Origin of the sequence: Marinobacterium aestuariivivens (assembly GCF_042661465.1) — a bacterium.
Classification (GTDB): Bacteria; Pseudomonadota; Gammaproteobacteria; order Pseudomonadales; family Balneatricaceae; genus Marinobacterium_A; species Marinobacterium_A aestuariivivens.
Map to the genome: position 1 here is coordinate 2,719,585 of NZ_JBHSWE010000001.1, position 25,680 is coordinate 2,745,264.

Annotated in this window: 23 protein-coding genes and 4 pseudogenes; 16 read left to right on the plus strand and 11 right to left on the minus strand. The window is 63.7% G+C overall.

Annotated elements, in window-relative coordinates; all coding sequences use genetic code 11:
* Nucleotides 1-14 precede the first annotated feature (14 nt).
* Nucleotides 15-416 (minus strand): putative signal transducing protein, encoded by a 402-nt coding sequence (locus tag ACFQDL_RS14105; RefSeq protein WP_379909581.1) that lies wholly within the window; start codon nt 414-416, stop codon nt 15-17.
* Between the two features lie 160 nt (nt 417-576).
* On the opposite strand from ACFQDL_RS14105, the gene ACFQDL_RS14110 reads away from it, so the two are divergent.
* Nucleotides 577-1,464, plus strand: a complete 888-nt coding sequence (locus ACFQDL_RS14110) for a hypothetical protein (RefSeq protein ID WP_379909582.1) — start codon at nt 577-579, stop codon at nt 1,462-1,464.
* 106 nt (nt 1,465-1,570) lie between these two features.
* Here the strand turns inward: ACFQDL_RS14110 and ACFQDL_RS14115 are convergent, their stop codons facing one another.
* Together ACFQDL_RS14115 and ACFQDL_RS14120 are read right to left on the minus strand one after the other, a co-directional pair.
* Complete coding sequence (locus tag ACFQDL_RS14115; protein ID WP_379909583.1) at nt 1,571-1,840, minus strand: ubiquitin family protein; 270 nt, start codon at nt 1,838-1,840, stop codon at nt 1,571-1,573.
* Between the two features lie 59 nt (nt 1,841-1,899).
* A complete protein-coding gene (locus tag ACFQDL_RS14120) occupies nt 1,900-3,321 on the minus strand; it encodes an aminotransferase-like domain-containing protein (RefSeq protein ID WP_379909584.1) in 1,422 nt (473 codons plus the stop codon).
* A gap of 285 nt (nt 3,322-3,606) precedes the next feature.
* On the opposite strand from ACFQDL_RS14120, the pseudogene ACFQDL_RS14125 reads away from it, so the two are divergent.
* A pseudogene (locus ACFQDL_RS14125) lies at nt 3,607-4,038 on the plus strand (LysE family translocator); the annotation flags it as partial.
* 126 nt (nt 4,039-4,164) lie between these two features.
* Here ACFQDL_RS14125 and ACFQDL_RS14130 read toward each other — a convergent pair.
* Nucleotides 4,165-4,890: a sulfite exporter TauE/SafE family protein gene (locus tag ACFQDL_RS14130; protein ID WP_379909585.1), complete on the minus strand. Its 726-nt coding sequence runs from the start codon at nt 4,888-4,890 to the stop codon at nt 4,165-4,167.
* Nucleotides 4,891-5,065: 175 nt separating this feature from the next.
* Between ACFQDL_RS14130 and ACFQDL_RS14135 the strand changes: the two genes are divergently transcribed.
* A complete protein-coding gene (locus tag ACFQDL_RS14135) occupies nt 5,066-5,953 on the plus strand; it encodes a LysR family transcriptional regulator (protein ID WP_379909586.1) in 888 nt (295 codons plus the stop codon).
* Here the strand turns inward: ACFQDL_RS14135 and ACFQDL_RS14140 are convergent.
* Complete coding sequence (locus ACFQDL_RS14140) at nt 5,895-6,422, minus strand: GreA/GreB family elongation factor (RefSeq protein ID WP_379909587.1); 528 nt, start codon at nt 6,420-6,422, stop codon at nt 5,895-5,897. The genes ACFQDL_RS14135 and ACFQDL_RS14140 overlap by 59 nt on opposite strands.
* A gap of 154 nt (nt 6,423-6,576) precedes the next feature.
* Between ACFQDL_RS14140 and ACFQDL_RS14145 the strand changes: the two genes are divergently transcribed.
* Nucleotides 6,577-7,011, plus strand: a complete 435-nt coding sequence (locus ACFQDL_RS14145) for a DUF3465 domain-containing protein (protein ID WP_379909588.1) — start codon at nt 6,577-6,579, stop codon at nt 7,009-7,011.
* A 118-nt stretch (nt 7,012-7,129) separates the two neighbouring features.
* Here the strand turns inward: ACFQDL_RS14145 and ACFQDL_RS14150 are convergent, their stop codons facing one another.
* On the minus strand, nt 7,130-7,768 hold the full coding sequence (locus tag ACFQDL_RS14150) for a DUF2238 domain-containing protein (protein WP_379909589.1): 639 nt from the start codon (nt 7,766-7,768) through the stop codon (nt 7,130-7,132).
* A 57-nt stretch (nt 7,769-7,825) separates the two neighbouring features.
* Between ACFQDL_RS14150 and ACFQDL_RS14155 the strand changes: the two are divergent.
* Nucleotides 7,826-8,083: pseudogene (locus ACFQDL_RS14155) on the plus strand (cupin domain-containing protein); the annotation flags it as partial.
* Between the two features lie 170 nt (nt 8,084-8,253).
* Nucleotides 8,254-8,478: a cupin domain-containing protein gene (locus ACFQDL_RS14160; protein ID WP_379909590.1), complete on the plus strand. Its 225-nt coding sequence runs from the start codon at nt 8,254-8,256 to the stop codon at nt 8,476-8,478.
* A 173-nt stretch (nt 8,479-8,651) separates the two neighbouring features.
* Here the strand turns inward: ACFQDL_RS14160 and dtd are convergent, their stop codons facing one another.
* From dtd to typA, 3 genes are all read right to left on the minus strand, one after another.
* Nucleotides 8,652-9,089, minus strand: a complete 438-nt coding sequence (dtd, locus tag ACFQDL_RS14165) for a D-aminoacyl-tRNA deacylase (RefSeq protein ID WP_379909591.1) — start codon at nt 9,087-9,089, stop codon at nt 8,652-8,654.
* Nucleotides 9,090-9,185: 96 nt separating this feature from the next.
* Nucleotides 9,186-10,136 carry a prolyl aminopeptidase gene (gene pip, locus ACFQDL_RS14170; RefSeq protein ID WP_379909592.1) on the minus strand — a complete coding sequence of 317 codons (951 nt, stop codon included), beginning with the start codon at nt 10,134-10,136 and terminating at the stop codon, nt 9,186-9,188.
* 312 nt (nt 10,137-10,448) lie between these two features.
* Nucleotides 10,449-12,257, minus strand: a complete 1,809-nt coding sequence (typA, locus tag ACFQDL_RS14175; protein ID WP_379909593.1) for a translational GTPase TypA — start codon at nt 12,255-12,257, stop codon at nt 10,449-10,451.
* Between the two features lie 410 nt (nt 12,258-12,667).
* Between typA and glnA the strand changes: the two genes are divergently transcribed.
* The 3 genes and pseudogenes from glnA (at nt 12,668) to glnG (ending at nt 17,012) form a co-directional block, all read left to right on the plus strand.
* Nucleotides 12,668-14,074 carry a glutamate--ammonia ligase gene (gene glnA / locus ACFQDL_RS14180; RefSeq protein ID WP_379909594.1) on the plus strand — a complete coding sequence of 469 codons (1,407 nt, stop codon included), beginning with the start codon at nt 12,668-12,670 and terminating at the stop codon, nt 14,072-14,074.
* A gap of 439 nt (nt 14,075-14,513) precedes the next feature.
* Nucleotides 14,514-15,598 (plus strand): annotated as a pseudogene (gene glnL / locus ACFQDL_RS14185) (nitrogen regulation protein NR(II)).
* A complete protein-coding gene (glnG, locus tag ACFQDL_RS14190; protein WP_379909595.1) occupies nt 15,582-17,012 on the plus strand; it encodes a nitrogen regulation protein NR(I) in 1,431 nt (476 codons plus the stop codon). Before glnL ends, glnG begins: the two are co-directional and overlap by 17 nt.
* Before the next feature lie 138 nt (nt 17,013-17,150).
* Here glnG and ACFQDL_RS14195 read toward each other — a convergent pair whose 3' ends face one another.
* Nucleotides 17,151-18,548, minus strand: a complete 1,398-nt coding sequence (locus tag ACFQDL_RS14195) for an aspartate aminotransferase family protein (RefSeq protein ID WP_379909596.1) — start codon at nt 18,546-18,548, stop codon at nt 17,151-17,153.
* 275 nt (nt 18,549-18,823) lie between these two features.
* A complete protein-coding gene (locus ACFQDL_RS14200) occupies nt 18,824-19,555 on the minus strand; it encodes a GntR family transcriptional regulator (RefSeq protein ID WP_379909597.1) in 732 nt (243 codons plus the stop codon).
* A gap of 311 nt (nt 19,556-19,866) precedes the next feature.
* Here ACFQDL_RS14200 and ACFQDL_RS14205 point away from each other — a divergent pair, with 311 nt between their 5' ends.
* From ACFQDL_RS14205 to ACFQDL_RS14235, 7 genes and pseudogenes are all read left to right on the plus strand, one after another.
* Nucleotides 19,867-20,958, plus strand: coding sequence for a polyamine ABC transporter substrate-binding protein (locus ACFQDL_RS14205; RefSeq protein ID WP_379909599.1), 1,092 nt, complete (start codon nt 19,867-19,869; stop codon nt 20,956-20,958).
* Between the two features lie 49 nt (nt 20,959-21,007).
* A pseudogene (locus tag ACFQDL_RS32955) lies at nt 21,008-21,457 on the plus strand (ABC transporter ATP-binding protein); the annotation flags it as partial.
* A 40-nt stretch (nt 21,458-21,497) separates the two neighbouring features.
* Nucleotides 21,498-22,172, plus strand: a complete 675-nt coding sequence (locus ACFQDL_RS32960; RefSeq protein ID WP_379913082.1) for an ABC transporter ATP-binding protein — start codon at nt 21,498-21,500, stop codon at nt 22,170-22,172.
* Nucleotides 22,169-23,119 carry an ABC transporter permease subunit gene (locus ACFQDL_RS14220; RefSeq protein WP_379913084.1) on the plus strand — a complete coding sequence of 317 codons (951 nt, stop codon included), beginning with the start codon at nt 22,169-22,171 and terminating at the stop codon, nt 23,117-23,119. Before ACFQDL_RS32960 ends, ACFQDL_RS14220 begins: the two co-directional genes overlap by 4 nt.
* Nucleotides 23,116-23,973 (plus strand): ABC transporter permease subunit, encoded by an 858-nt coding sequence (locus tag ACFQDL_RS14225; RefSeq protein ID WP_379909600.1) that lies wholly within the window; start codon nt 23,116-23,118, stop codon nt 23,971-23,973. The genes ACFQDL_RS14220 and ACFQDL_RS14225 overlap by 4 nt, the downstream gene beginning before the upstream one ends.
* A 139-nt stretch (nt 23,974-24,112) precedes the next feature.
* Nucleotides 24,113-24,859, plus strand: coding sequence for a glutamine amidotransferase-related protein (locus ACFQDL_RS14230; protein ID WP_379909602.1), 747 nt, complete (start codon nt 24,113-24,115; stop codon nt 24,857-24,859).
* 10 nt (nt 24,860-24,869) lie between these two features.
* Nucleotides 24,870-25,670 (plus strand): helix-turn-helix transcriptional regulator, encoded by an 801-nt coding sequence (locus tag ACFQDL_RS14235; protein ID WP_379909603.1) that lies wholly within the window; start codon nt 24,870-24,872, stop codon nt 25,668-25,670.
* The last annotated feature ends 10 nt before the right edge of the window (nt 25,671-25,680 follow it).

Genomic DNA, 25,680 nt, shown 5'->3' on the forward strand with positions numbered 1-25,680 from the left:
CAATGGATGTCGATTCAGCGATACAGCCGGCTGAGGGCGCCGCAGTCGTCGCATTGAACGGCGTGGCGTACCGGAAACAGCGGGAAGTCGAGTCCGATAAAGACCAGGAATGCCAGCCGGCGCCCGACGGGGCGATAGCGGGTGCGGTCGCTGCCACAGCAGGGGCAGATCAGCGGGTCGGCACCGGTCTGGCGGTCGATATCCTCGCTGCGATCTTCGGCAAGAATGGCACGGGCGCGATGCAGATCCTCGGCATCGACCTGCACCCGCACGCCGCCCAGGGCATTGCTGTAGAGCCACTGCATGCCGATGGTGTGCTCGTCGGCAACGAAGGCGTCGATGCCTTCGGCCTCCAGCCGTGAACGTGCCAGCTGGGCCTCCCAGGGAAAGTCGTAGTGGACGGCGGTGAGCAGCATGGGCCTTCGCCGGTGGCTCAGGGATCGAACCGCACGACATTGATCGGCGGCAGATGGGCCGAGAGACACTGCCAGCTGTTGCCCTGATCCTCGCTGGTCCAGAGCCCCCGGTGGTCGAGCCGAATGCGAGCACCTGGCCGCTTCGGTCCACATCCAGGCCATGACGGTAGACCAGGTCGTAGGCCGGATCCTCGGGCAGTCCGCTGTTCAGCGTCTCGAAGCTCTGGCCGCCGTCCCGGGTACGGGTCACCACCAGGCGGGCGTCGACCGGAACCCGGCATTCATCCTTGACGCCCGGAACGAACCAGGCGGTATCCGGATCGGTGGGGTGGACCGCGACCGCGAAACCGAACACCGAGGGCTGTACGCCCTCGATTTCGGTGAAACGGCGGCCACCATCGTCGGAGCGGAAGATGCCGTTGTGGTGCTGAATCCAGAGCCGGTGCGGCGAGGCCGGGCAGCGCACCATCCGGTGCGGGTCCTGGCTGACGGGTTCGTAGGCCTGTTCCGGCGGCAGGAAGGCCGCCCTCAGTCCCTGGCCTGCCTGCTGCCAGTTCGCGCCGCCGTCGGGGCTTTCCCAGACGCCGCCGCAGGAGACGGCGAGGCTGATCCGGTCGCCGTCCTCAGGGTGTACGCTGATGGAGTGTATGCCGGGCGCGTCGTAACCGCCGCCGAACCAGAATTCCCGTTCGGGCCGCTGCCACAGCGACTCGATGAGCGACCAGCTGTCGCCGCCGTCCGCCGATCTGAAGAGCCCGCCGGGGATGGTGCCGGCCCACAGGGTGCCGGGCTGGTCGGGATGGCCGGCGGCCAGTTCCCAGATCTGGGTGACGGCAGGGCCATCGTCTTCCCCGCTGAGGGGGAACCGGGGGCATCGAGTTCCTGCCAGTTGTCGGAGCCGGCGCCGGCACGAAAGAGTTTGACGCCGAAGTGTCCGAGGTTGAGTGCCGCAAGGCGATCCCCGCTGCGGGGATCGGTCAGGATCATCGTCACGGGATCGCCGAGAAAGGCCGGCGGCTGCAGGATGCGCCAGTCGCCCGGCGCCTGACGTTCAATGGTAAACAGTCCCTTGCGGGTGCCGACTCGCAGTATCAGGCTCATGATTGTTTCCTTCGCGCAGTCATCGATGCAGGGAGGGCCGGGCAACGGCGGGTTCAGCCCCCGGAGAGCGCCTGCAGCACGTAAATTTTCGAGTCGGGCGCCAGCGCGTCGCTGAGGTGACGGCGGTCCCGTATCTGACATCCATCGACAAAAATAGCAATGTTTCTGCGCAGCCGCCGCTGGTCATCGAGAATATAGCCGGCCAGCCGCTGGTTGCCGTCGAAGGCCCGCTCGAGTGCTTCCGCGACCGTATCGGCATCGACGCTTTGCGGCGGACAGTCCAGATAGCGGTCCAGATGACGGGTAAAGGTGATCGTGGCCATGGCGGTTGCGGCTGTCTTTGGGGAAGGTACTTTTGATTCTAGCAGGTCCCGCCGTGCGATCAGATCGGCATGGCCTTCACCGGCGGGGCCTCGGCGAGCAGGTCGGTCAGACGCTCCAGCGCGGTCTGCAGCAGCGCCCGGTCCGGTGGCGGCGTGATGCAGATCCTCACGGCCTGGGGTGCCGGCTGACTGCCGACGCAGAAGGGTTCGGGGCCGATCAGCGTTACTCCGCGCTCGGCGGCGCGCGCGACGAAATCGACCGCCCGCCAGGGCTCCGGCAGGTGCAGCCAGGCGTGAAAGCCGCAGGGGTGGGACTGGACGTCGTAGCCGGCCAGGCAATCGTGAAGCAACTGCTGCCGGGCGCGGACCTCCTGCCAGTGCCAGTCGATGATGGTGTCCGCCATGCCCGACGCGAGCCATTCGCAGGCGACGGCGCCGGGCAGGCTGTTGGTGGCCCAGCACTGGGCACGAAGCCCCGCACTCAGTTGCGGGATCAGGTTCGCCGGTGCCCGCAACGCGCCGAAGCGAAGCCCGCCGGCGAGGATCTTCGACACGCTGAAGATGTACAGCGACCGTTCCGGTGCCAGCCGATAGAACGGCTGACCCCGCTGCTCGGGCAGCACGTACTGCACGCCGTCCTCGAGCAACAGCAGGTCGTGGCGTCGGGCGATCGCGACGATGGCTTCGCGCCGGGCCTGGCTCATCCGCGCGCCGGTGGGGTTGTTGTGTTCCGGCATCAGGTAGAGCAGGCGGATGCGCTGCTGCTGGCAGAGCCGCTCCAGCGCGTCCGGGCGCATGCCTTCGGTGTCCATCGGCACCGGCAGGTGCTTCAGTCCCAGCTGGCGCGCCGCAGCGATCATGCCGGGGTAGGTCAGGGCATCGGACGCCACGGCCTCGCCGGGGCGTACCAGCGTCTGCAATGTCAGATAGTCGGCATGCTGACCGCCTTCGGTCAGCAGCAGCTCGTCGGCGGGCATCGGCAATCCCCGGGCGCCGAGCCAGGCGGACAGGGTTTCCCGTTGTGCCCGGTTGCCCTGCTCCGGCTGATAGGCCAGTGCGGCGTCGAGGGTTTCGGTCTGGGTCGCCAGTCGCGTCATCAGGGTGGCCAGCTGCTGGCTGCGCAGCGGGTTGGCGATCGGCGTGCTCAGCGACAGGTCGATGCTGTCGCCGGAGGCATGGGACAGATGATGGAAGTCGGGGGCGCGGCTTTGCCGCTCGCGTACCCGGGTGCCGCTGCCAATGCGGGCCTCCACCAGGCCGCGCCGTTCCGCCTCGCGATAGGCCCGGGTGATGGTGCCGACAGTGACCTGCAGGGCATCGGCGAGCAGCCGCTGCGGCGGCAGCCGTTCGCCGGGGCCGAGGACACCGCTGGCGATATCGCGGGCCAGTTGATCCACCAGCGCCTTGTACAGCGGGCCACTGGCGCGATCCGGCTCGGGCAGCCAGTGGCAGCGGATTCGGGCACGTTCCTGAACATTCATCTCGATGCGTCCTCCGCGGTTGGCGCAGTTTTTGTCAGGGTGACAATTGATTGTAGCGGCGACAAATTAGCGATTGAAGCGCCGCGCGGGTCGAACAATACTGCATATTGTATCGATGCCGTTCGGTAAATGTATCGATTTTTTGTCAATTGTACCCTTTCAAATGCGGCGCTTCGCCGCTGTACGGGAGTCGTCATGAACGCTACGCCGGAATTGCTCGCGGTGGCCGGTCCCTTTGTTTTCTTCGCCTTCAGCATGTCGGCCACGCCGGGGCCGAACAACATGATGCTGACCGCGTCCGGGGCGAACCACGGTTTTGTGCGTACCCTGCCCCATATGCTGGGCATCTCCGCCGGTTGCATGGGGCTGATGGGGGCGGTGGCGCTGGGACTGGGAACGCTGTTCGAACAGTGGCCGGTCACGCAGCAGGCGCTGAAGCTGATTGGCAGTCTCTATCTGCTCTGGCTGGCCTGGAAGATCGCCAACGCGCCCACGCCGGAAACGATGGCGCAGCGCGACAAGGCGCGCCCGCTGACATTCTGGCAGGCGGCGGCGTTCCAGTTCGCCAACCCCAAGGCCTGGGTGATGGCGATTTCCGGAATTGCCTCCTTCACGCTCGCGGGAGACGCCTTTGTGCTGTCGGCGGTACTGGTGATTCTGCTGATGGGACTGGTCAACCTGCCGTCGATCGCGCTCTGGACCAGCTTCGGAATGGCGCTGGGGCGCCTGCTGAAGACACCGCGCCACTGGCGTTGCTTCAACCGCCTGATGGGGGCTGACCGCTGCCTGCGTGGCAATGATACTGCTGTAGCGCTATCTGATCCGGCGGCGGACAATCGGCGCTCAACCGAAGGCAAAGAGCTTGAGTGCCGCAATAGAGGCCATGATGCGGATCAGCCACTTGAACTGGGCCAGATTGAGGCGGCGCAGCAACCAGTAGCCGACGGCCGCGCCGGTCGCCAGTGCCGGCAGACCCCAGAGGCTCAGCTGAAGGCTTTCGCTGGAGATCAGTCCCAGAGAGGCAAGCATCGGCAGCTTGGCGAGGTTGATCAGCATGAAGCCCCAGGCCCGGGTGCTGACATAGGCGTTCTTCGACAGGCGCTGTTCGAGCAGATAGAGGCTGAAGAGTGGTCCTGCGGCATTGGCGATCATGCTGATGAAGCCGGCCACGAGGCCCGTCAGGCGTGCGGCAAGGGGATGGCGCATCAGCGCGGTGGGGCGGTGATCGAGCCACAGACCCAGGCCCAGCATGCCGAGGATCAGTGCGCCGAGCAGCGGCGTAAAGGCGCTGGCATCGAGTTCCGACAGCAGCCAGGACCCCAGCACCACACCCGCGAGGGCGGGTGGCAGCAGCCCGGCGAGCACCTTCCAGGCGATCTCGCGGCGGTACATCACGATCGCCATCAGATCGGTGGCGATGTACATCGGCACGATCACGCCCAAGGCCTCCGGGCCCGGCATTGCGATCATCAGCAGGGGCAGGATCAGCAGGCCCATGCCGCCGACCGAGAATTTCGAGAAGCCGGTGACCAGACCGGCCGCGAGTACGCACCAGAGTGCCAGATCCAACTGCGATTCTCCTTTAGCAGGGGGCCGCTTGTCGTGACGCGTGACGCGTCACCTGTCACGGCTAGCGCCAATGAGCCCCTTAAAATGATGCTGCCAGCTTACGCCTGAAGATGAACACAAGATAACGATATCTTTCGGTTATAATGATCGTTATTCGCGATCATATGGTGGATCCATGACCAACGAGCAGCTGCGTGCCTTTGTCGCGGTGGTGGAGCAGGGCAGCTTCAGGGGCGCGGCGGTGCAGATCTTCAAGACCCAGTCGACGGTCAGTGCAGCGGTGCGCGCGCTCGAGGACGAGTTCGGCTTGCGGCTGCTCAGTCGCGACAGTTATCGCCCGGCGCTGACGACGGAGGGCAAAGCCTTTTACCGGCAGGCGAAAAAGCTGCTGGGGGAGGTGCAGGTGCTGGAAAATCTCGGCCACCACCTGGCCCGCGGAGAGGCACCGACGCTGACGCTGTCGCTCAGCGCCATGTGCGCCATTCCGCTCTGGCTCGATGCGGTCCGGCGATTCTGCAGCCGGTCCCCCGGCATGCGCCTCAACATCAATACCCAGCATCTGTCCGGCGTGCTGGAACAGTTGCTGCGGGAAAAGGCCGACCTGGCCATCGGTCCACGCATCGGTCTCGATGAGCGGTTCGATTTTGTCGGTATTGGCGATATCGGCATGGTGACGGTCGCCGCACCGGGTTATCTGGAGGGCGGTGGCGAGCGGACCATTGGCCAGACCGAGTTGCGTAACCGGCCGCACATCCTCATCAGCGACAGCGGTTCACTGGCGCCTTTCGATCATGTCAACGTGATTCCCGGCGGGCAGCGCTGGTATGTCGGCGATTATCAGATGAAGAAGGCCCTGATGGTGGCGGGACTCGGCTGGGCGCGGATTCCCGATCACATGGTGGACGCGGAATTGGGCAATGGCCTGCTGGTCGCGCTCGAGGTCGAGAACTTCAACTCCCGCAGCCGGGTGCCGATCTATCTGATCCGGCGGCGGGACCTGCCGCTCAGCGAGCTGGCCCAGGCGTTCTGGCAGGAGATGACGGCGGAATCCAGATCTCGGTGATCTCGATCTCCAGAGCACCGGCCGGCCTTGGCCAGATCGCACTGTCGCCGACGCGCTTGCCGAGCAGAGCCCTGGCCAGCGGCGAAGACCAACTGATCCTGCCCCTGGCGATGTCGGCCTCGTCCTCGCCGACGATCTGAAAGTGGAAGGGCTGTTCCTGCTCGTCGACAAAACCGACGGCAGCGCCGAAAATAACGGTTTCCGGCGCCGAGGCCGGCGGTTCGACAGGCAGCGCGGACTGCAGCCGCGCCCGGTAGTAGCGGATATCCCGCTCCAGCGCCGGCAGGCGGCTGCCGGCTGCCCATTCGCCCGAGGCCTTCAGTTCGGCGTGCTCGCGCTCGAGGCTGGCCAGGCTGTCGGCCATCGCCGCCCTGCCGGCCGGAGTCATGTAATTGGGCAGATCGCTCTGCGGCCGGTCCGGCAGGCGCTCGGGCTGGTCGCTGTCTTCTTTTATAAAGGCTCGGCTCATGAATCTTGCGTTCGGGATTGCTGAAAAGCTTAAACTAAGGCTTCCGTTTCCGTGCCGCCAGCCCGTTGAACCCCGGATGACGCTCAGGGCTAAAAAGCTGTCGCTTGGTAATCAGTAACGCCGAGCTTCTTCACTCTTCAAGGTTTTGACTGCAATGAAAAAACTGCTGCTGCTCCTGATCCTGGCTGCCGGCTTTTACGGTTTTGTCGAAAAGGGCGGTCTGCCGCTTCAGGGCCCGGCGGCCCGGGCCGAAACCGCGAACGACCTGCTGGCCGAGGCTTTTCGCAACCGGCAGAGCAACCTGCAGGTACAGGGTGAAGGGCGGGTACTCAGGCTGCTGCCGGACGATCGTGACGGCAGCCGTCACCAGCGCTTCATCCTCGAACTCGGCTCCGGCCAGACGCTGCTGATCGCTCACAATATCGATCTGGCGCCACGCATCGACGGCCTGCGCGAAGGCGACCGGGTCGAGTTCTTCGGTGAATACGAGTGGAACGAGAAGGGAGGGGTCGTGCACTGGACCCATCGGGATCCCCGGGGACGCCATCCCCACGGCTGGCTGCGGCACGATGGCCGCACCTACCGGTAGGGTGGAATGAGCCTGCGAATTCCACCGGTGATTTCAGCGACTTCCGTGGTTGGTCCACGCAAACGCCGGAAGCCTGATAGTTCCGGTGGAATTCGTGCCTTCGGGGCATCATTTCACCCTACGGAGATCGATCCATCAGCGGCGCCATCTGCCGGTCGTGCAGGCGCGACAGTGTCAGCAGCGCGAGGCCTGCCCCGATCAGCGCCATCAGCATGTCGGACTGGGTGTCCCAGACATAGCCCTGGGTGCCGAGGAAAGACTCGGCGGCGCTGGCGCTGAGCAGCGCCACCCACCATTCGATCAGTTCGTAGAAAGCGCTGAGCGCCAGGCAGAAACAGAGCACGAACAGCACCCGCCAGCCGTTGCCGTTCACCACCCTCTTGCGCAGCAAAAGCTCCCGGGCGACGATGGCGGGGACAAAGCCCTGCGCCAGATGTCCAATCTTGTCGTAGTTGTTGCGGGTCCAGCCAAACCAGTCGGCCAGTTGATCGAACAGCGGCACTTCGGCGTAGGTGTAGTGGCCTCCAACCATCAGAATGAAGCAGTGCAGCAGGATCAGCACATAACTGAGCTTTGTCAGCGGGAAGGGCCGCCGGGTCGCGGCGAGCAGCAGCAGGGCCAGCAGTGCCGGCAGGACCTCGAGCCACCAGGTCAGCCGGTCCCTGGGCCCGATGGCGGACCAGGTCAGTACGATACTGAACAGCAGTAGCCAGAGCAGAGCGCCAGGCGAGAGGCGTTTTACGGTGCGTTGTAGCATAACCGGTTCCATTTACAGACCCCGAAGGTGCCCAACATGATAGCAGTCAATGGTGATATGGCCCGCCGGGCAGAGGTCCACAGCGATCAGCTGGACTGGCAACCCAGCCCCGGGGGCGAGGTGCTGCGCAAGCGCCTGCATCTGGTCGGGACCGCCGAGGGCGGCGAGGTGACCTCGCTGGTGCGCTATCCGGCCGGTGCCGTTTTCCCGTCCCACCCCCATCCCGGCGGCGAGGAGATTCTGGTGCTCGAGGGCACCTTTTCCGACCAGAGCGGCGACTGGCCGGCCGGCAGTTACCTGCTCAATCCCGAGGGCTTCGAGCACGCGCCGAGTTCGGACGGTGGCTGTCTGCTGTTCGTGAAACTGCGCCAGTACCCGGGCCGGCGTCGTCACCTGGCGCTCGACACCGCCTCGATGGCCTGGCAGCCGGAGGCCCCGGCGTCGAGATCAAGTGGCTTTATCGCGAGGAGGGTTTTGACGAACGGATGCGCCTGGAACGCTGGGCACCCGGTACGGTGCCGGAATCGCGCAACTATCCCGGCGGTGTCGAAATCCTGGTGCTGGAGGGCGCCTTCGACGACGAGCAGGGCGAGTACCGGCGCCACGACTGGCTGCGCCTGCCGGCCGGTTCCGGCCACCGGCCCGCCAGCCGCGACGGCTGCATGCTCTATATCAAGGAGAATGGCCTGGGTGGTCTGGCATCTTCGTAGGTTGGGTGCAGCGGCACAGCCGCGTCACCCAACACCCTTCCCCTTGTACCAACCGAAACCAACCGATCTGTACGGCGATCGATATGACGGGTTCCGCGATGCCCTGGCTTCCCCTGGCCGTGATGAATCGGGTGCCATTGCATCGCTGCACCCATCCTACGAACTCACCACTTTCAGCTTTCCAGCAAAAAAGTCACCGGTCCGTCGTTGGTCAACGAGACCTGCATATTGGCGCCGAAGCGTCCGGTCGCGACGTCGTGGTGCAGGGCCCTGGCGCGCTCGACGAAGTAGTCGTAGAGACGTTCGCCCTGTTCGGGGCTGGCGCCGGACGAGAAGCTCGGGCGCAGGCCTTTGCGGGTATCGGCAACCAGGGTGAACTGGGGCACGATCAGCAGGCCGCCTTCGGCCTGCTGCAGATTGAGGTTCATCTTGCCGTCGGCGTCGGCGAAGATGCGATACCCCAGCACCTTGTTCAGCAGCTTGTCCGCGGCCGCCCCGTCATCGCTTTTTTCGACCCCTAGCAGCAGCAGAATGCCCGGGCCTATGGCGCCGGTGCACTCGCCGTCCACGTCCACCTGCGCGGCGCCGACCCGTTGTATCAGAGCTTTCATTGATGCGGTTCCCGAAAAAGTCCGGATGGTACTGAGGGGAAGTCGATATTGGCAAGACGCAGCCGGGCCTGAATATGCGTAACGCGTTACGCATATTCAGGCCCGGCTGCGGGCGAAGTGGTCGGTTGCCTCGACGAGGTTGCTGATGGTGCCGGGCTCGAAACCCGAGTGGCCGGCATCGCGCACGATATGCAGTTCAGCCTGGGGCAGGGCCCGGTAGAGCGCATAGGCCTGCTCCACCGGACAGACCATGTCGTAGCGACCCTGTACGATGATGGTCGGAATTTCCTGAATCAGGTGGGCGTCGCGCAGGATCTGGTTCGGCTCGAGAAAGGCCCTGTTGACGAAATAGTGGGTCTCGATGCGGGCCATTGCCAGCGCCACATGGGGATCGGCGAAGTGGTCGATCACCTGGTGGTTCGGGTCGAGGGTCGAGCAGTGGCCTTCCCAGACCGACCAGGCCTTGGCGGCGGACATCCGGGCGATCTCGTTGTCGGCGGTCAGGCGGCGGTGATAGGCGCCGAGCATGTCGTCGCGCTCGGCTTCCGGAATCGGCTGCTCGAACTCCTGCCAGTAGTCGGGAAACAGCGCATTGGCGCCGCGCTGATAGAACCAGTGCAGATCCTGGTCGCGGCAGAGGAAAATGCCGCGCAGAATCAGGCCGCTGACGCGCTCGGGATGCGCCTGGGCATAGATCAGACTCAGGGTCGATCCCCAGGAGCCGCCGAACAGCAGCCAGCGGTCGATGCCCAGATGAATGCGGATGCGTTCCATGTCGGCCACCAGGTGCCAGGTGGTGTTGGCGGCGAGGGAGGCATGGGGCGTCGAGCGGCCGCAGCCGCGCTGGTCGAACAGGATGATGCGGTATTTGTTGGGGTCGAAGAAGCCGCGATGGGCCGGGCTGCAGCCGCCGCCCGGGCCGCCATGCACGAACAGCACCGGCATGCCGTTCGGGTTGCCGCTTTCCTCCAGGTACAGGCTGTGGATATCGTCCACCTGAAGTCGCTGTTCGGCGTGGGGCGTCGGTTCCGGGTAAAGAGTGCGCATGCGGATACCTGCTCTGTTGTTGCGGCTTTCAGCTTCATGCTGCTGACTGCCCATTATAGGGCCCGACCACTGTCACTGCATCCCGCCGCAGGCGTTTAGCCGCTCTCGCGCATCCCTGCGCCCACGGCATGACCGACAGGGATGTCGGAAACATTGTCACTGCAGGAGCAAGTGACGATGACCGTTCATCCTGAACATCGCCGTTCTCGCGCATCCCTGCGCCCACGGCATACCGTTCATCCTGAACATAAAAAAACCGGAAGGCCTTTCGGTCTTCCGGTTTCGATAGCCGGTCCCGGTCGGGACGCCATATTACTTCTTCGCGCGCTTGCGCTCGTTTTCCTTGAGCAGCTTCTTGCGGATGCGGATATGCTGCGGCGTCACTTCGACCAGCTCGTCGTCTTCGATGAAATCCAGCGCCTGTTCAAGGGTGAAGCGGACCGGCGGGGTCAGCTGGATGTTCTCGTCGGTGCCGGAGGCGCGGACGTTGGTCAGCTGCTTGCCCTTGGTCGGGTTGACCGCCAGGTCGTTGCTGCGGCTGTGGATACCCAGGATCATGCCTTCGTAGACATCGATGTTCGGGTCGATGCACAGACGGCCGCGTTCCTGCAGGTTCCAGAGTGCATAGCCCAGCGCCTTGCCGGTGACCATCGAGACCAGTACGCCGTTGTTGCGGGATACGACTTCCCCTTCCTTGACCGGACCGTAGTGGTCGAAGATCGAGGTCAGGATGCCGGTGCCGGAGGTCATGGTCAGGAACAGCGAGCGGAAGCCGATCAGGCCGCGGGACGGCATCATGAAGGTCAGGCGCACGCGACCCTTGCCATCCACTTCCATGTTGGTCATGTCGCCGCGGCGCTTGCCGAGCTCCTCGATCACAGAGCCCTGGTGCTGCTCTTCGACATCGAGCATCACCATTTCGTACGGCTCCTGAACCTGGCCGTCGACCACCTTCTGGATAACTTCCGGACGGGAAACGCCGAGCTCGAAGCCTTCGCGACGCATGGTTTCGATCAGGACCGACAGGTGCAGTTCACCGCGGCCGGAGACCTTGAACTTCTCCGGGGTATCGCCCTGCTCGACACGCAGCGCCACGTTGTGGATCAGCTCGCGCTCGAGACGGTCCTTGATGTTGCGGCTGGTGACGAACTTGCCGTCCTGACCGGCGAACGGCGAGTCATTGACCTGGAAGGTCATGGATACGGTCGGCTCGTCGACGCTCAGGGGCGGCAGCGCCTCGACGGCGGTCGGGTCGCAGAGGGTATCGGAGATGTTGAGCTCGTCGATACCGGTGATGCAGATGATATCGCCGGCCTGGGCGTTCGGCACTTCAACGCGCTCGAGGCCCATGTAGCCCATGATCTTGAGCACGCGACCGTTGCGCACCTTGCCTTCGCGGTCGATGACCTTGACCTGGCCGTTGATGGCAATCCTGCCGCGCTTGACGCGGCCGACGCCGATAACGCCGACGTAGCTGTTGTAGTCCAGTGCCGAAATCTGCATCTGGAAGGGACCGTCCAGATCGACCTGGGGCGCGCTGACGTGCTCGACGATCGCTTCGAACAGCGGCGTCATGTCCTCGGCCAGTTCGTCGGCTTCGCGGCCGGCGATGCCGTTCAGGGCGGAGGCGTAGACGATCGGGAAGTCGAGCTGCTCGTCGGTGGCGCCGAGGTTGTCGAACAGGTCGAACACCTGGTCGACAACCCAGTCGGGGCGCGCGCCAGGGCGGTCGACCTTGTTGATGACGACGATCGGGCGCAGGCCCTGGGCGAAGGCTTTCTGGGTCACGAAGCGGGTCTGGGGCATCGGGCCGTCTACGGCATCGACCAGCAGCAATACGGAGTCGACCATGGACAGAACGCGTTCGACCTCGCCACCGAAGTCGGCGTGTCCCGGGGTGTCGACGATATTGATCCGGTAATCGTTCCATGCGATGGCCGTGTTCTTGGCCAGGATGGTAATGCCGCGCTCACGCTCCTGATCGTTGGAGTCCATGATGCGCTCGGCACCCTCATCGCGGCGCCCCAGCGTACCGGACTGCTGCAGCAGCTTGTCGACCAGCGTGGTCTTGCCGTGGTCGACGTGCGCGATGATGGCTATGTTTCTCAGATTCTCGATCACCAGTTCTTACCTTCAAGAAAATCGCAAAGGCGGCATTATACGGGAGCAGGCCCGAACAAGCGATCAGTGATTGATCAGGTCGCACAAGGGCCTGCCTGCCACAAAAAAGGCATTCAGGCTCTTTTTTGTGGCAGACAGCTTTGAAGCCGTTAAAGTATGATGTGGCGGCTGATGTACGGGCAGGCATCAATCTCATCCATGCACAATCTTGGTGCATTCTCTGAGGTCGTGCTCGCTAATGGTGCGGTATGGTGGCGATTTATGGCCCTGTAATGGCCTGAAAACAGGCATCTAGGCCTTTTTCAGTGCTGGCACGGAGATTGCTGTACGTACAGCCAAGAGGTTTCGGCCGAATTTACAGTACTGCAGAACCACAGGTCTGGCAGTTTCAACAGAGTGGAGAAAGGCAAATGTCAGAGAAAACTCTGAACCTGATCAAAGAAAGCGAAGCGCGCTGGATCGATATGCGCTTTACCGATTTCAAAGGTAAAGAGCAGCACGTCACCATTCCGGTTTCCGACATGGGCGACGAATTTTTCGAAGAAGGCAAGATGTTCGATGGTTCCTCCATCGCCGGCTGGAAGGGTATCAACGAATCCGACATGATCCTGATGCCGGACGACAGCGCCTCCGTGCTGGACCCGTTCGCCGAAGACGCCACCGTCATCGTGCGCTGCAACATCGTCGAGCCGTCCACCGGCCAGGGCTATGACCGCGACCCGCGCTCGGTCGCCACTCGCGCCGAAGAGTACCTGAGGTCCACCGGCATCGCCGACAGCGCCATGCTGGGCCCGGAGCCGGAATTCTTCGTATTCGATTCCGTTGAATGGCACGCTGAAATCGGTGGCTGCGGCTACAGCATCGGTTCCGAAGAGGCCGCCTGGTCCTCCAACAAGCAGTTCGAAGGCCGCAATATCGGTCACCGTCCGCGCGTCAAGGGCGGCTACTTCCCGGTTCCGCCGATCGACTCCCTGCACGACCTGCGTGCTGCGATGTGCGACGCCATGGAAGCCATGGGCCTGACCATCGAAGTTCACCACCACGAAGTGGCCACCGCCGGTCAGTGTGAAATCGGCGTACGCGGCAACACCCTGGTGAAGAAGGCCGACGAAGTTCAGATCCTGAAATACTGCGTACACAACGTTGCCCACAGCTACGGCAAGACTGCGACCTTCATGCCGAAGCCGCTGGTTGGCGACAACGGTTCCGGTATGCACGTTCACCTGTCCATGTCCAAGGACGGCGTCAACATCTTCGCCGGTGACGGTTACGGCGGTCTGAGCGACGAAGCGCTGTACTACATTGGCGGTATCGTCAAGCACGCCAAGGCGCTGAATGCGCTGTGCAACCCGGCCACTAACTCCTACAAGCGTCTGGTGCCGGGCTTCGAAGCACCGGTCATGCTGGCATACTCCGCCCGCAACCGTTCCGCTTCGCTGCGTATTCCGTACACCACCAGCCCGAAGGCGCGCCGCGTCGAAGCCCGCTTCCCGGATCCGGCTGCCAACCCGTACCTGTGCTTCGCAGCGCTGCTGATGGCCGGTATCGACGGTATCCAGAACAAAATCCACCCGGGCGACCCGGCCGACAAGGATCTGTACGACCTGCCGCCGGAAGAAGCGAAAGAGATCCCGACCGTGGCCGAGAGCCTGACCGAAGCGCTGAACGCGCTGGAGCAGGATCGCGAGTTCCTGACCAAGGGTGGTGTCTTCTCCGACGACATGCTGGATGCCTACATCCGCCTGAAGCGCGAAGACGTAGCCCGTGTGAACATGACCACTCACCCGGTCGAGTTCGACCTCTATTACTCCGTATAAGGCATCGCGGGCCGCTCTGCGGCCCCATTCCTGCGGAATCGAACCTCCCTTCGGGGAGGTTTTTTTGTACATGGATGTACTTATCCTGCGAGCACAGGGATGTGCTGGAGCAGGGTTTGTTTTGGGGTGACGCGTAACGCGTCACCTGTCACGCCTCCCCTGACAGGTGCTCCTGCATTGTCAGGATTTCCACCATCCATGGCGGTCACGCCTCTTTACGATACATGTGCATTTATTGGTGCAATCTTGTGCACCAAAATAGTGCGACGCTGTCTATCCTTTTAGAGCGTCCCCTGGCGGCCATTTGACGCGAGCCCCGGTATGGCGCACAGAGTCAGGAATTGCTGCGGAAACAGAGAGTTGGCGCCGTTCTTGCAGTATCTTAATTGCGGTCCGGGCCTGTTGCCCGGTGACCAGCCGCATAGCTATCGGATCCCCTATGTTCAGATCGTCACAGTACAAACAGATACTCGACAACCTCACCACGGCGGTGGTCATGCTCGATGGGGCTTTGTGCATCGAGTACATGAATCCGGCCGCGGAGATGCTGTTCGAGGCCAGTATGCGCCGGCTTCAGGGGATGTCGGCCGACGAGTGGCTGGCGGCCAGTCCGGACGAGCTGGCGGTGCTGCGCGAATCGCAGCTCTCCGGTCACCCCTACACCAAGCGCGAAGCCCGGATGGTGACCATGGGCGGACGTGAACTGACGGTCGATTACAGCGTCAACTCGATCCTGCATGCCCACGGCGACCGCAGTCTGCTGGTGGAAGTGGAGGCGCGTGACCGCCTGATGCGCATCGAGCGCGAGGAAGAGTTGCTGACGCGCCATGCCTCCGCCCGCAATCTGGTGCGGGGCCTGGCACACGAGATCAAAAACCCGCTGGGGGGATCCGCGGCGCCGCGCAGTTGCTGGAGCGGGAGCTGAATGATGCCGATCTGCACGAATACACCCGGGTGATCATCGACGAGGCGGACCGGTTGCGCAATCTGGTGGACCGTCTGCTGGGGCCGCGCAGGCTGCCGCAGATGTCCGATGTGAATATCCATGCCATTCTCGAGCGGGTCTGCAGTCTGGTCAGCGCCGAAAGCGGCGGCTGGCTCTCCATTCAGCGCGATTACGACCCCAGCATCCCGGAGTTTACCGGCGATGCCGAGCAGCTGATCCAGGCGGTGCTCAACATCGTGCGCAATGGCATGCAGGCGCTGGAGCGCTCCGCAACGCCGGATCCGACCCTTTCGCTGCGCACCCGTGCTCTGCGCCAGATCACCCTCGGCACCGAGCGTCATCGGCTGGTGTGCTGTGTCTACATCACCGACAACGGCCCCGGTATTCCCGACGATATTCTCAATAACATCTTCTACCCGATGGTCACCGGCCATGCCGACGGCACCGGCCTTGGGCTCTCGATCGCGCAGTCGATCATCAATCAGCATCACGGCCTGATCGAGTGCGCCACCGAACCGGGTGAGACCCAATTCAAACTCTTTATTCCGCTGGAGCATCACGATGAGAATCTCAGGTAACGTCTGGATCGTGGACGACGACCGGTCGATCCGCTGGGTGCTGGAAAAGGCGCTGGGCCAGGCGGGGCTCGATACCCAGTCGTTCGACAGTGCCGACGATCTGCTGCGTCGCCTCAGCCGCGACTGCCCCGATGCGGTCATCAGCGATATTCGCATGCCCGGCACCGACGGGCTGCAGATGCTGGACCAGGTGCAGGAGAGTCATCCGGAACTGCCAATCATCATCATGACGGCGCACTCGGACCTCGAGAGCGCGGTGGCTTCCTACCAGGGCGGTGCCTTCGAATACCTGCCCAAGCCGTTCGATGTCGACGAAGCGGTGGCGCTGGTGCAGCGTGCCGTGGCCCATGCCCGCGAGCAGCAGCAGGGCGTCACCGAGCAGGTAATGGGGCGGGCCACCGAGATCATCGGCGAAGCGCCGGCGATGCAGGAGGTGTTCCGTGCCATCGGCCGGCTCTCCCAGTCCAATATCACCGTGCTGATCAATGGCGAGTCGGGTACCGGCAAAGAGCTGGTGGCCCATGCGCTGCACAAGCACAGCCCAAGGGCCAGCCGGCCCTTTATCCCGCTGAACATGGCGGCGATACCGAAGGATCTGATCGAATCGGAGCTCTTCGGGCATGAAAAGGGTGCCTTTACCGGGGCCGCCGCAGCGAGAAGAGGCCGGTTCGAGCAGGCTGACGGCGGTACCCTTTTTCTTGACGAGATCGGCGACATGCCGGCCGATACCCAGACACGGCTGTTGCGTGTGCTGGCCGATGGCGAATTCTACCGCGTCGGTGGTCATACACCGGTCAAGGTCGATGTGCGGATCATTGCCGCGACCCATCAGAACCTCGAGAAGCTGGTGGCCGACGGACGTTTCCGCGAGGACCTTTTCCATCGCCTCAACGTCATCCGCATCCACATACCGAAGCTGTCGGACCGGCGCGAGGATATCCCGCGTCTGGCGCAGCATTTCCTCGCCACCTCGGCCAAGGAGCTCAACGTCGAACCCAAGATGCTGAAGCCGGACACCGAGAAATTCATCTGTCACCTGCCCTGGCAGGGCAACGTGCGCCAGCTCGAGAACACCTGTCGCTGGCTGACGGTGATGGCGTCGGGACGGGAGGTGCTGATCGAGGATCTGCCGCCGGAACTGCTGGAGCAGCAGGAGCAGGGCGCCACGGTCAGCAGCAACTGGGAGCAGGCGCTGCGCCTCTGGACCGATCAGCAGCTCGGCTGCGGCCGTCAGGGAATCCTGGAGGAGGCGGTGCCGGCCTTCGAGCGCATCATGATCGAGACCGCGCTTAAGCACACCGCCGGGCGCCGCCGCGACGCCGCCCAATTGCTGGGCTGGGGCCGCAACACCCTGACCCGCAAGATCAAGGAGCTCGGCATGGACGGCGACAACGACCAGGACGAGGATGAGTAGGAGCCGCGCCCCGCGGCGAATAGGTCCGGCACGGCGGTGCCGAACATGTAGGGTGGGTTAGACGCGCCTCACGCCTGCTCTCAGACTCCTGCTGAATTCGGGCGCGTCGTAACCCACCCTACATTTCAAGTTGGCTTTTTATAAGCCCTTTTCCCGAACACTCGCCAGTGTCAGGTCGAAGCATTTGCGCACCTTGGCGCAAAGCTCGTCCACTTCGTCGCGGCTGATCACCAGTGGCGGCGACAGCACCATGCGGTCGCCGACGGCGCGCATGATCAGACCATTTTCGAAGCAGTGGTCGCGGCAGAGGGTGCCCACGGTGCCCTCGTTGTCGAAGAACTGTCGGGTCTCGCGATCCTTCACCAGTGCAATGCCGGCGACCAGGCCGGTGCCCTCGATATGACCGGCCAGCGGGTGGTCGGCCAGGGCTGCGCGCAGTCGTTGCTGGAAGTAGGGGCCTATATCGTCGGCGACATAATCCACAACCCCGTCCTGCTTCATCAGGCGGATATTGGCGATCGCCACTGCCGCCGCGACCGGATGGCCGGAGTAGGTGAAACCGTGGAAGAACTCGCCGCCTTTTGCGATAAAGCAGTTGGCGACGCGATCGCCCACGGCAACGGCCGAAATCGGCATATAACCCGACGACAGGCCCTTGGCCATCGACATCAGATCCGGTTCGATACCGAAGGTCTGGGAGCCGAACCAGCTGCCGGTACGACCGAAGCCGCAGATCACCTCGTCGGCGGCCAGCAGGATATCGTACTTGCGGCAGATGCGCTGGATCTCCGGCCAGTAGCTCGCCGGCGGCACGATGACGCCGCCGGCGCCCTGGATGGGTTCGCCGATAAAGGCGGCGACTCTCTCCGGGCCCACTTCCAGAATCTTCTCCTCCAGCGCCATGGCGGTCTTGAGGCCGAAGGCTTCCTCGTCCAGTCCGTCGGCTTCGCCATACCAGTAGGGCTGGTCGATATGCTCGATGTCCGGCAGGAAGGGGCCGCCCTGCTTGTGCATGGCACCCATGCCGCCGATGCTGGTGCCGCCGATGGTGCTGCCGTGGTAGGCATTCCTGCGTCCGATCAGCACGGTTTTCTCCGACTTGCCTTCAAGGCTCCAGTACTGGCGAATCATCCGGATCAGGGTGTCGACGGCTTCGGATCCGGAGTTGGCGAAGAATACATGGTTCAGGTCGCCCGGCGTGACGCTGGCGATCTCCTGGGCCAGCACCGCGGCCGGGGTGGTCGTGGTCTGGAAGAAATGGTTGTAGTAGGGCAGTTCGTCGAGCTGGTGCTTGGCGGCATCGATCAGCTCCCGGCGGCCGTAACCCAGGTTCACGCACCAGAGGCCGGCCATGCCGTCCAGAATGCGGTTGCCCTCCGAATCCCAGACATAGACGCCTTCGCCCCGGACAATGACGCGGGCCCCCTTGCGGTTCAGTGCCGCGGTATCGGTGAACGGATGCCAGTGGTGGCTGGCGTCGATCTGCTGCACCGCTGCGGTGAGGTTTTCGGTCCGGGTAACGACATTTGCAACCATGATGCGCTCCTCTGGTGTCGGCCGGCAGCGCGAACGGTCATCGGGCTGTCGGGCTGCTCTTTGAATTTGCATCATTTTGTGATCACAAAATAATTAAAGTCAATATATATTTGTGATCACGAAATGGAGGCAGCAAGCAACTTGTGGGTGAGGATCCCGTTGTGGGAGCCCGCTCCGCGGGCGAATGGATATGGCGGCATCGGGAGCGAGCTCCTGCGGGATTCCGGTTTCCGACTGTGGGAGCGGCGTCTCGCCGCGAAGATCTGGCTCGAGAGCTAATCGCGGCGGGGCGCCGCTCCCACGGCGGCTTTCGACTCCGTCGCCTCCTCGAGCAGGCCGGAACTGACGACGAAGGCGTTGCCGTCGCGGATGTCGGCGGCGATGGCGCGGCGCAATGCAAAGGCGTCCTTCCTGCGGATGGCGTCGAGGGCCTCGTTGTGGCGGTCGACCTGGTAGTGATCTTCGAGCTGGCGGGTGGCCAGGCGCATGAAGGGACCCAGTTGCAGCCAGAGGCTCTCGATCAGCGGCAGGGTGACCTGATGGGGGTTGGCTTCATAGAGGCGGCGGTGAAACTGCTGGTTTCGGATGCTGACCTGCTCGTGGTCGCCGGCCTCGTAGGCCGCATCGACGCGGGCGTCGATCGCCTCCAGCTCGGCCAGGCGTTCGTTGTCGATATAGGGCAGGGCGCGCTCGGCGGCATGGGACTCCAGCGCGATCCGGGCCTCGTACAGCTCCTGGAACTTCATCGCGCTCATCTTCGGCACCTGAACGCGACGGTTGCCGAGGATCTCCAGGGCGTTTTCCGCCGCCAGCTGACGCAGCGCCTCGCGCACCGGCATCGGGCTGACATCGAGGAGACCGGCCAGCTCGCGGATGGTCAGGGCGCGCCCCGGCGGGATTTCGCCGGTCATCAGCGCCTTGCGCAGGCTCTGGTAGACCTTCTGGTTCACGGTCAGCGCCGGGTCCAGCCCATCGAGGCTCAGTTTCAACGGTGTTTTCTGCTTCATTTCATGCGGCATCGGTCAGTGTTCAAGCAGGCATAGTAATGGCATCCCCGGAACTTGATACCCCTGGCAGCAGGCAGTGGAGGGTTGCAGTCGGCATAATAATGTGATCACATTGCTGTCGCAATTGTGGAGATGTCACCGATTGATGTGATCCTGATGTCATACCCCCGGCGGGGTATTCAGGTCATCGTCGGGTCGGCATTAAGGTGTTGAGCGGGGCGTGAAACGCACTGTCGATCGGCGACGGTTTCGCGTCGGATCCGCAAGCGGGTCCAGACTCCGATAAAAAAATTAGAGGAGATACACAGAAGATGAATATCAGAACACTGGCACTGGGCGTGGCACTTGGCTGCAGTCTTTCGTTCGGCGCGACCGCCGAAGATCGGGTTCTCAATATCTACAACTGGTCGGACTACATCTCGCCCGAGGCGGTCGGTCGCTTCGAAAAGGAGACCGGCATTCGCGTCAATTACGATGTCTACGACTCCAACGAGGTGCTCGAGGCCAAGCTGATGTCCGGACGCAGCGGTTACGACCTGGTGGTTCCGACCGGCGCCTTCATGGAGCGCCAGATCAAGGCCGGTATCTACGCCCGGGTCGATCGCGACCGCCTGAGCAACTATGGCAATCTCGATACGCAGCTGCTGCAGACCGTCGCGCGCCACGATCCCGATAACGCCCATGGCGTGCCCTATACCTGGGGTACCATCGGTATCGGTTACAACCTCGACCTGGTCGAGCAGCGCCTGGGCCAGGTGCCGGTCGATTCCTGGGACCTGATTTTCAAGCCGGAGCTGGCGGCCCGGGTGGCCGACTGCGGTATTGCCGTGCTCGACTCCCCGGCGGAAGTGGTGGCCGTGGCGCTGAACTATCTCGGACTCGATCCGAACAGCGAGGATAAAGCGGATCTGGAACAGGCCGAGGCACTGTTGTCCGGCGTGCAGCCCCATATCAAGTACTTCCACTCGTCGCAGTACATCAGCGATCTGGCCAACGGCGAGGTCTGCGTTGCCCTGGGCTATAACGGTGACGTGCTGCAGTCCCAGGATCGCGCCGCCAGCGCCGGCCAGGGCGTGCGGGTCGGCTACAGCATCCCGCGCGAAGGCAGCCTGGCCTGGTTCGACCTGATGGCGATCCCGGCCGACGCTCCGCACCCGGAAGCCGCCCACAAGTTCATGAACTATGTGCTGCAGCCCGAAGTGGCCGCCGGTATTTCCAATTTCGTCTACTTCGCCGTGGCGAATACCGAAGCCGAACCGCTGCTCGACGAAGCGGTCCGCAGCAACCCCGGGATCTATCCGTCGGCCGACGTGAGGGCCAAGCTGTTCTCGCAGAATGCCCACACCGCCAGGTTCGACCGTCTGCTGACCCGCAGCTGGATCCGCGTCAAGACCGGCCGCTGAGCCCCGACGGTGCCGCCCCGACGGGGCGGCCATCACTGAGGATAGTCCCATGCAATTGTCCGAGAATATTCAGAGTCCGGAGCCCGCCCGTGCCCCGGCCGAGCTGCAGGCGCCCTGGACCCGGCCCGATGCCGAGCCTTTCGTGCGGATCGAGAATGTCAGCAAGTCGTTCGGCGATTTCGTCGCCGTCGACAATATCTCCCTCGACATCTATCAGTCGGAGCTGTTCTGCCTGCTCGGTGGCTCCGGCTCCGGCAAAAGCACGCTGCTGCGCATGCTGGCCGGCTTCGAAACCCCGAGCAGCGGCCGCATTCTGATCGACGGCGTCGATATCTGTGCGATTCCGGCCTGGAAGCGGCCGGTCAACATGATGTTCCAGTCCTATGCGCTCTTCCCGCACCTTTCGGTGGCGGACAACGTCGCCTTCGGCCTGAGACGCGATGGCGTGCCCCGGGCCGAAGTGAAGCAGCGGGTCGCCGAGATGCTGGAACTGGTGCAGCTGGGCCACCTGGGACGGCGCAAGCCCCATCAGCTTTCCGGTGGCCAGCGCCAGCGGGCCGGCGCGGGCGCTGATCAAAAGGCCCAAGCTGCTGCTGCTCGACGAGCCCCTGGGCGCGCTGGACAAGAAACTGCGCGAGGAGACCCAGTTCGAGCTGATCAATATCCAGGAAAACCTCGGCGTCACCTTCATGGTCGTGACCCACGACCAGGAGGAGGCGATGACGCTGTCGACCCGCATCGGGGTGATGAACCAGGGCCGGATCGTTCAGATCGGCGAGCCCCACGATCTCTACGAGTATCCGCAGAACCGTTTCGTGGCCCAGTTCGTCGGCTCGGTGAACCTGTTCGAGGGGCTGGTGACCGAGGACGAACCCGACTACGTGCGCATCCATTCGCCGGAGGCCGGTGCCAGCTTCTACGTCAACCACGGCATCAGCTGTGCTCCGGGGCAGAAGGTCTGGACCGCCGTGCGCCCGGAGAAGATCCGCATCTCCCGCGAGCAGCCCGATTCCGCCGACAACTGTGTCAGCGGCACCGTCGACGAGGTGGCCTACATGGGCAGCCTGTCGGTGTTCCGGGTGCTGCTGCCGGGCGGCAGGCAGGTCAGGGTGACGAAGCCGAACATGGCCCGTCGTTTCGACGAGCGACTGCGTTACCGGGACCGGGTCTATCTGTCCTGGGGCGCCGACAGCTGCGTGGTGCTGACATCATGAATACCCTTTCGGAATCCGTACCGCTGACGCCGGGCCGCCTGCGCCTGTCGCTGGTCTGGCTGCAGGGGCGCCTGCGCGGCGGGCAGGCGCTGGTGGCGTCGGTGCCGACCCTCTGGCTGGGGCTGTTTTTCCTGATCCCCTTCCTGGTGGTGTTCAAGATCTCGCTGGCCGAAACCGCCATCGCGGTGCCGCCCTACAGCGCACTGCTGGATTGGGACGGCGCCATGGCGAACCTGCAGGTCAACTTCGGCAACTACCAGTTCCTGTTCGAGGACTCGCTCTATCTCGACGCCTACCTGAACTCGATCAAGGTGGCCGGCATCTCGACACTGATCGCACTGGTGATCGCCTACCCGATGGCCTACGTGATTGCGCGCGCCAGCCCGGGCCGGCGCCTGGTGCTGCTGTCGCTGGTGATCCTGCCGTTCTGGACCTCCTTCCTGCTGCGGGTCTACGCCTGGATGGGCTTCCTCAAGAAGAACGGCGTGATCAATGACCTGCTGATGTCGCTGGGACTGATCGATCAGCCGCTGACGATGCTGCAGACCGATTTCGCGGTCTATATCGGCATTATCTACACCTATCTGCCGTTCATGATCCTGCCGCTCTACAGCGCCCTGGAAAAGCTCGACGACAGCCTGCTGGAAGCGGCCGAGGATCTCGGCTGCCGGCCGCTGCAGCGTTTCTGGCTGGTGACGGTGCCGCTGTCGCTGCCGGGCATCGTCGCAGGCTGCCTGCTGGTCTTCATTCCGGCGGTCGGCGAGTTCGTGATTCCGGCGCTGCTCGGCGGTTCCGATACGCTGATGATCGGCCGGGTGCTATGGGACGAGTTCTTCCTCAACCGCGACTGGCCGATGGCCTCGGCGGTGGCGATCCTGATGCTGCTGTTCCTGGTGGTGCCGATCATGCTGTTCCGCAACGCCCAGGGCCGCAAGGAGGCTGCATGATGCTGCGCAATCCCGGTTACATGAAGGTGTCGGCCTGGCTGGGCTTCCTGTTCCTCTATGCGCCGATCGTTTCGCTGATCGTCTACAGCTTCAACGCATCGAAGCTGGTCACCGTCTGGGGTGGTTTCTCGCTGAAGTGGTACGGTGCGCTGCTGGAAAACGACCAGATCATCGATGCCGCCCTGGTCAGTCTCAAGGTCGCGGTGACCAGCGCCACCCTGGCGGTGATTCTCGGTACCCTGGCCGGCTTCTGCCTGTCGCGTTTCGGTCGCTTCCGCGGCCGGCTGGCGCTGTCGGGCATGATCACCGCGCCGCTGGTGATGCCAGAAGTCATTACCGGCCTGTCGCTGCTGCTGCTGTTCGTGGCACTGGAGGGGATGTTCGGCTGGCCGGCCGGTCGCGGCACCACTACAGTGATCATTGCCCACACGACCTTTTGCATGGCCTATGTCGCCGTGGTGGTGCAGTCGCGCCTGGCCAGTCTCGACGAGTCGCTGGAAGAGGCGGCGATGGACCTCGGCGCCCATCCGTCGTCGCTGTTTTTCCTGGTCACGCTGCCGCTGATCGCACCGGCACTGATCTCCGGCTGGCTGCTGTCGTTCACGCTGTCCCTCGACGACCTGGTGATCGCCAGTTTCGTCTCGGGGCCGGGCAACAGCACCCTGCCGATGGTGATCTTCTCCAAGGTCCGCCTCGGCGTCACGCCGGAGATCAATGCGCTGGCGACCCTGATGATCGCCGTGGTGGCGCTGGGCGTACTGGCCGCGGCCTGGCAGATGCGCCGCCAGGCCGCCGCACCCCGGCGATGTGATATTCGTCAGTTTGTCTATGTTGTAAAAAACTTAGCTTCGTAGGTTGGGTGTAGCGAAGCGAAACCCAGCACCTTAACAGGAGCCTGCACCAATGTTGGGTTGCGGCCATCGTTGGATTTCGCGCCTTCGGCGCTCCACCCAACCTACGATCTGCCCAAACTGCATTTGGAGTAAGCATGAAATGAAAATAGGTATTCTCGAAACCGGCACCAGCCCGCAGGAGCTGGCGGCCGACTACGGCAGTTACGCCGACCTCTTCGTGCGCCAGCTCGGTGCCATCGATCCGCAGCTGCAGTTCGAGTGCTACCGCGTGGTCGATGACCGTTTCCCGACCTCGGCCGCCGACTGCGACGGCTGGCTGATCACCGGCTCCCGCCACGGCGTCTACGAGGGCCTGCCCTGGATGCGCCGGCTCAAGGATTTCATTCTCGAGCTCTGGCAGGCGGGTCGGCCGCTGGTCGGTATCTGCTTCGGCCACCAGATCGTCGCCGAAGCCCTGGGTGGCCGGGTCGAAAAGTCGCACCGGGGCTGGGGCGTCGGCCTGCATCGCTACCAGCTGGTGGGGGATTGCAACGGCCTCGGCGGGCGTGGCGGGAGCCTGACGCTGAATGCGCTGCACCAGGATCAGATCCTGGACAAGCCGGCCGGGGCGCGGGTATTCGCCTCGTCCGACTTCTGCCCCTACGCCGGGTTGCAGTACGACGACCGTATCCTGACATTCCAGGCCCATCCGGAGTTCAGCGTCGACTACACGGCGGCACTGCTCGAGGTGCGAAAGGGGCAGCCGATCACCCTGGAGCGGGCCGAAGCGGCGATCGCAGGCCTGCGCCAGCCCGGCGTCGCCACCGATGCCGAGCGCACGCTGCGGGCGATGATCGACTTCCTGCGCGGGCCTGCAGTCGAGGTGCCGGCAGCGGCCGGACTCTGAGGAGCAAACCATGTGCCGGGACGACAGCGGGGCGGGCAACTGGCAACGGGAGATTGCGACCCTGATCGACCATATTCGCCAGCCCGGCTTTCCCCGCCTGCTGGCCGGGGTGCTCGGGCGGTTGGTGCACAACGATACCATGCTGCTGGCGGTCTACCGCGAAGGCGAGCGGCCGGTCGTGCTCTATTCCGAGAGCGACGATGACCAGAGCCCGGCGATGCAGCGCTATCTCAGCGAAGCCTATATGCTGGACCCGCTGTTCAACGCCGTGCGCCGCGAGATCCGCCCCGGCGTCCAGCGCCTGGCCGAGATCGCGCCGGACTCCTTCGAGCAGAGCGAGTACTACCGCAGCTGCTACCGCGAGTTCAATCTTGCCGACGAGGTGATCCTCTTCATCTATCCCGAGCCCGGTGTCGCCTTCACCGTCTCGATCGGTCGCGGCCCGGAACTGGGCTCGGTGACCCGGGCCGAACGCCAGGCGCTGCAGGGGCTCTTCCCGATCATCGAGGCGCTGGTCAACCAGTTCTGGCTGGTGCAGTCCGCCAGCTATCTGCCGGAGCGGCGTGCCGGCGGCGCCCTGACCCAGGCGCTGGACACCTTCGGCAGCGGCGTCCTGACCGCCCGCGAGCGGCAGATCGCGGGTCTGGTGCTGCGCGGCTTCTCGACCGAGGCGATCGCGGCGGAGCTCAGTATCAGCACCGGCACCGTCAAGGTCCACCGGCGCAACATGCACGGCCGCTTCAACACCTCGACCCAGTCCGAGCTGTTCGCACTCTTTCTCGATCATCTCGGCACCCTGGCGCCGTTATAGCAGGGTGTGC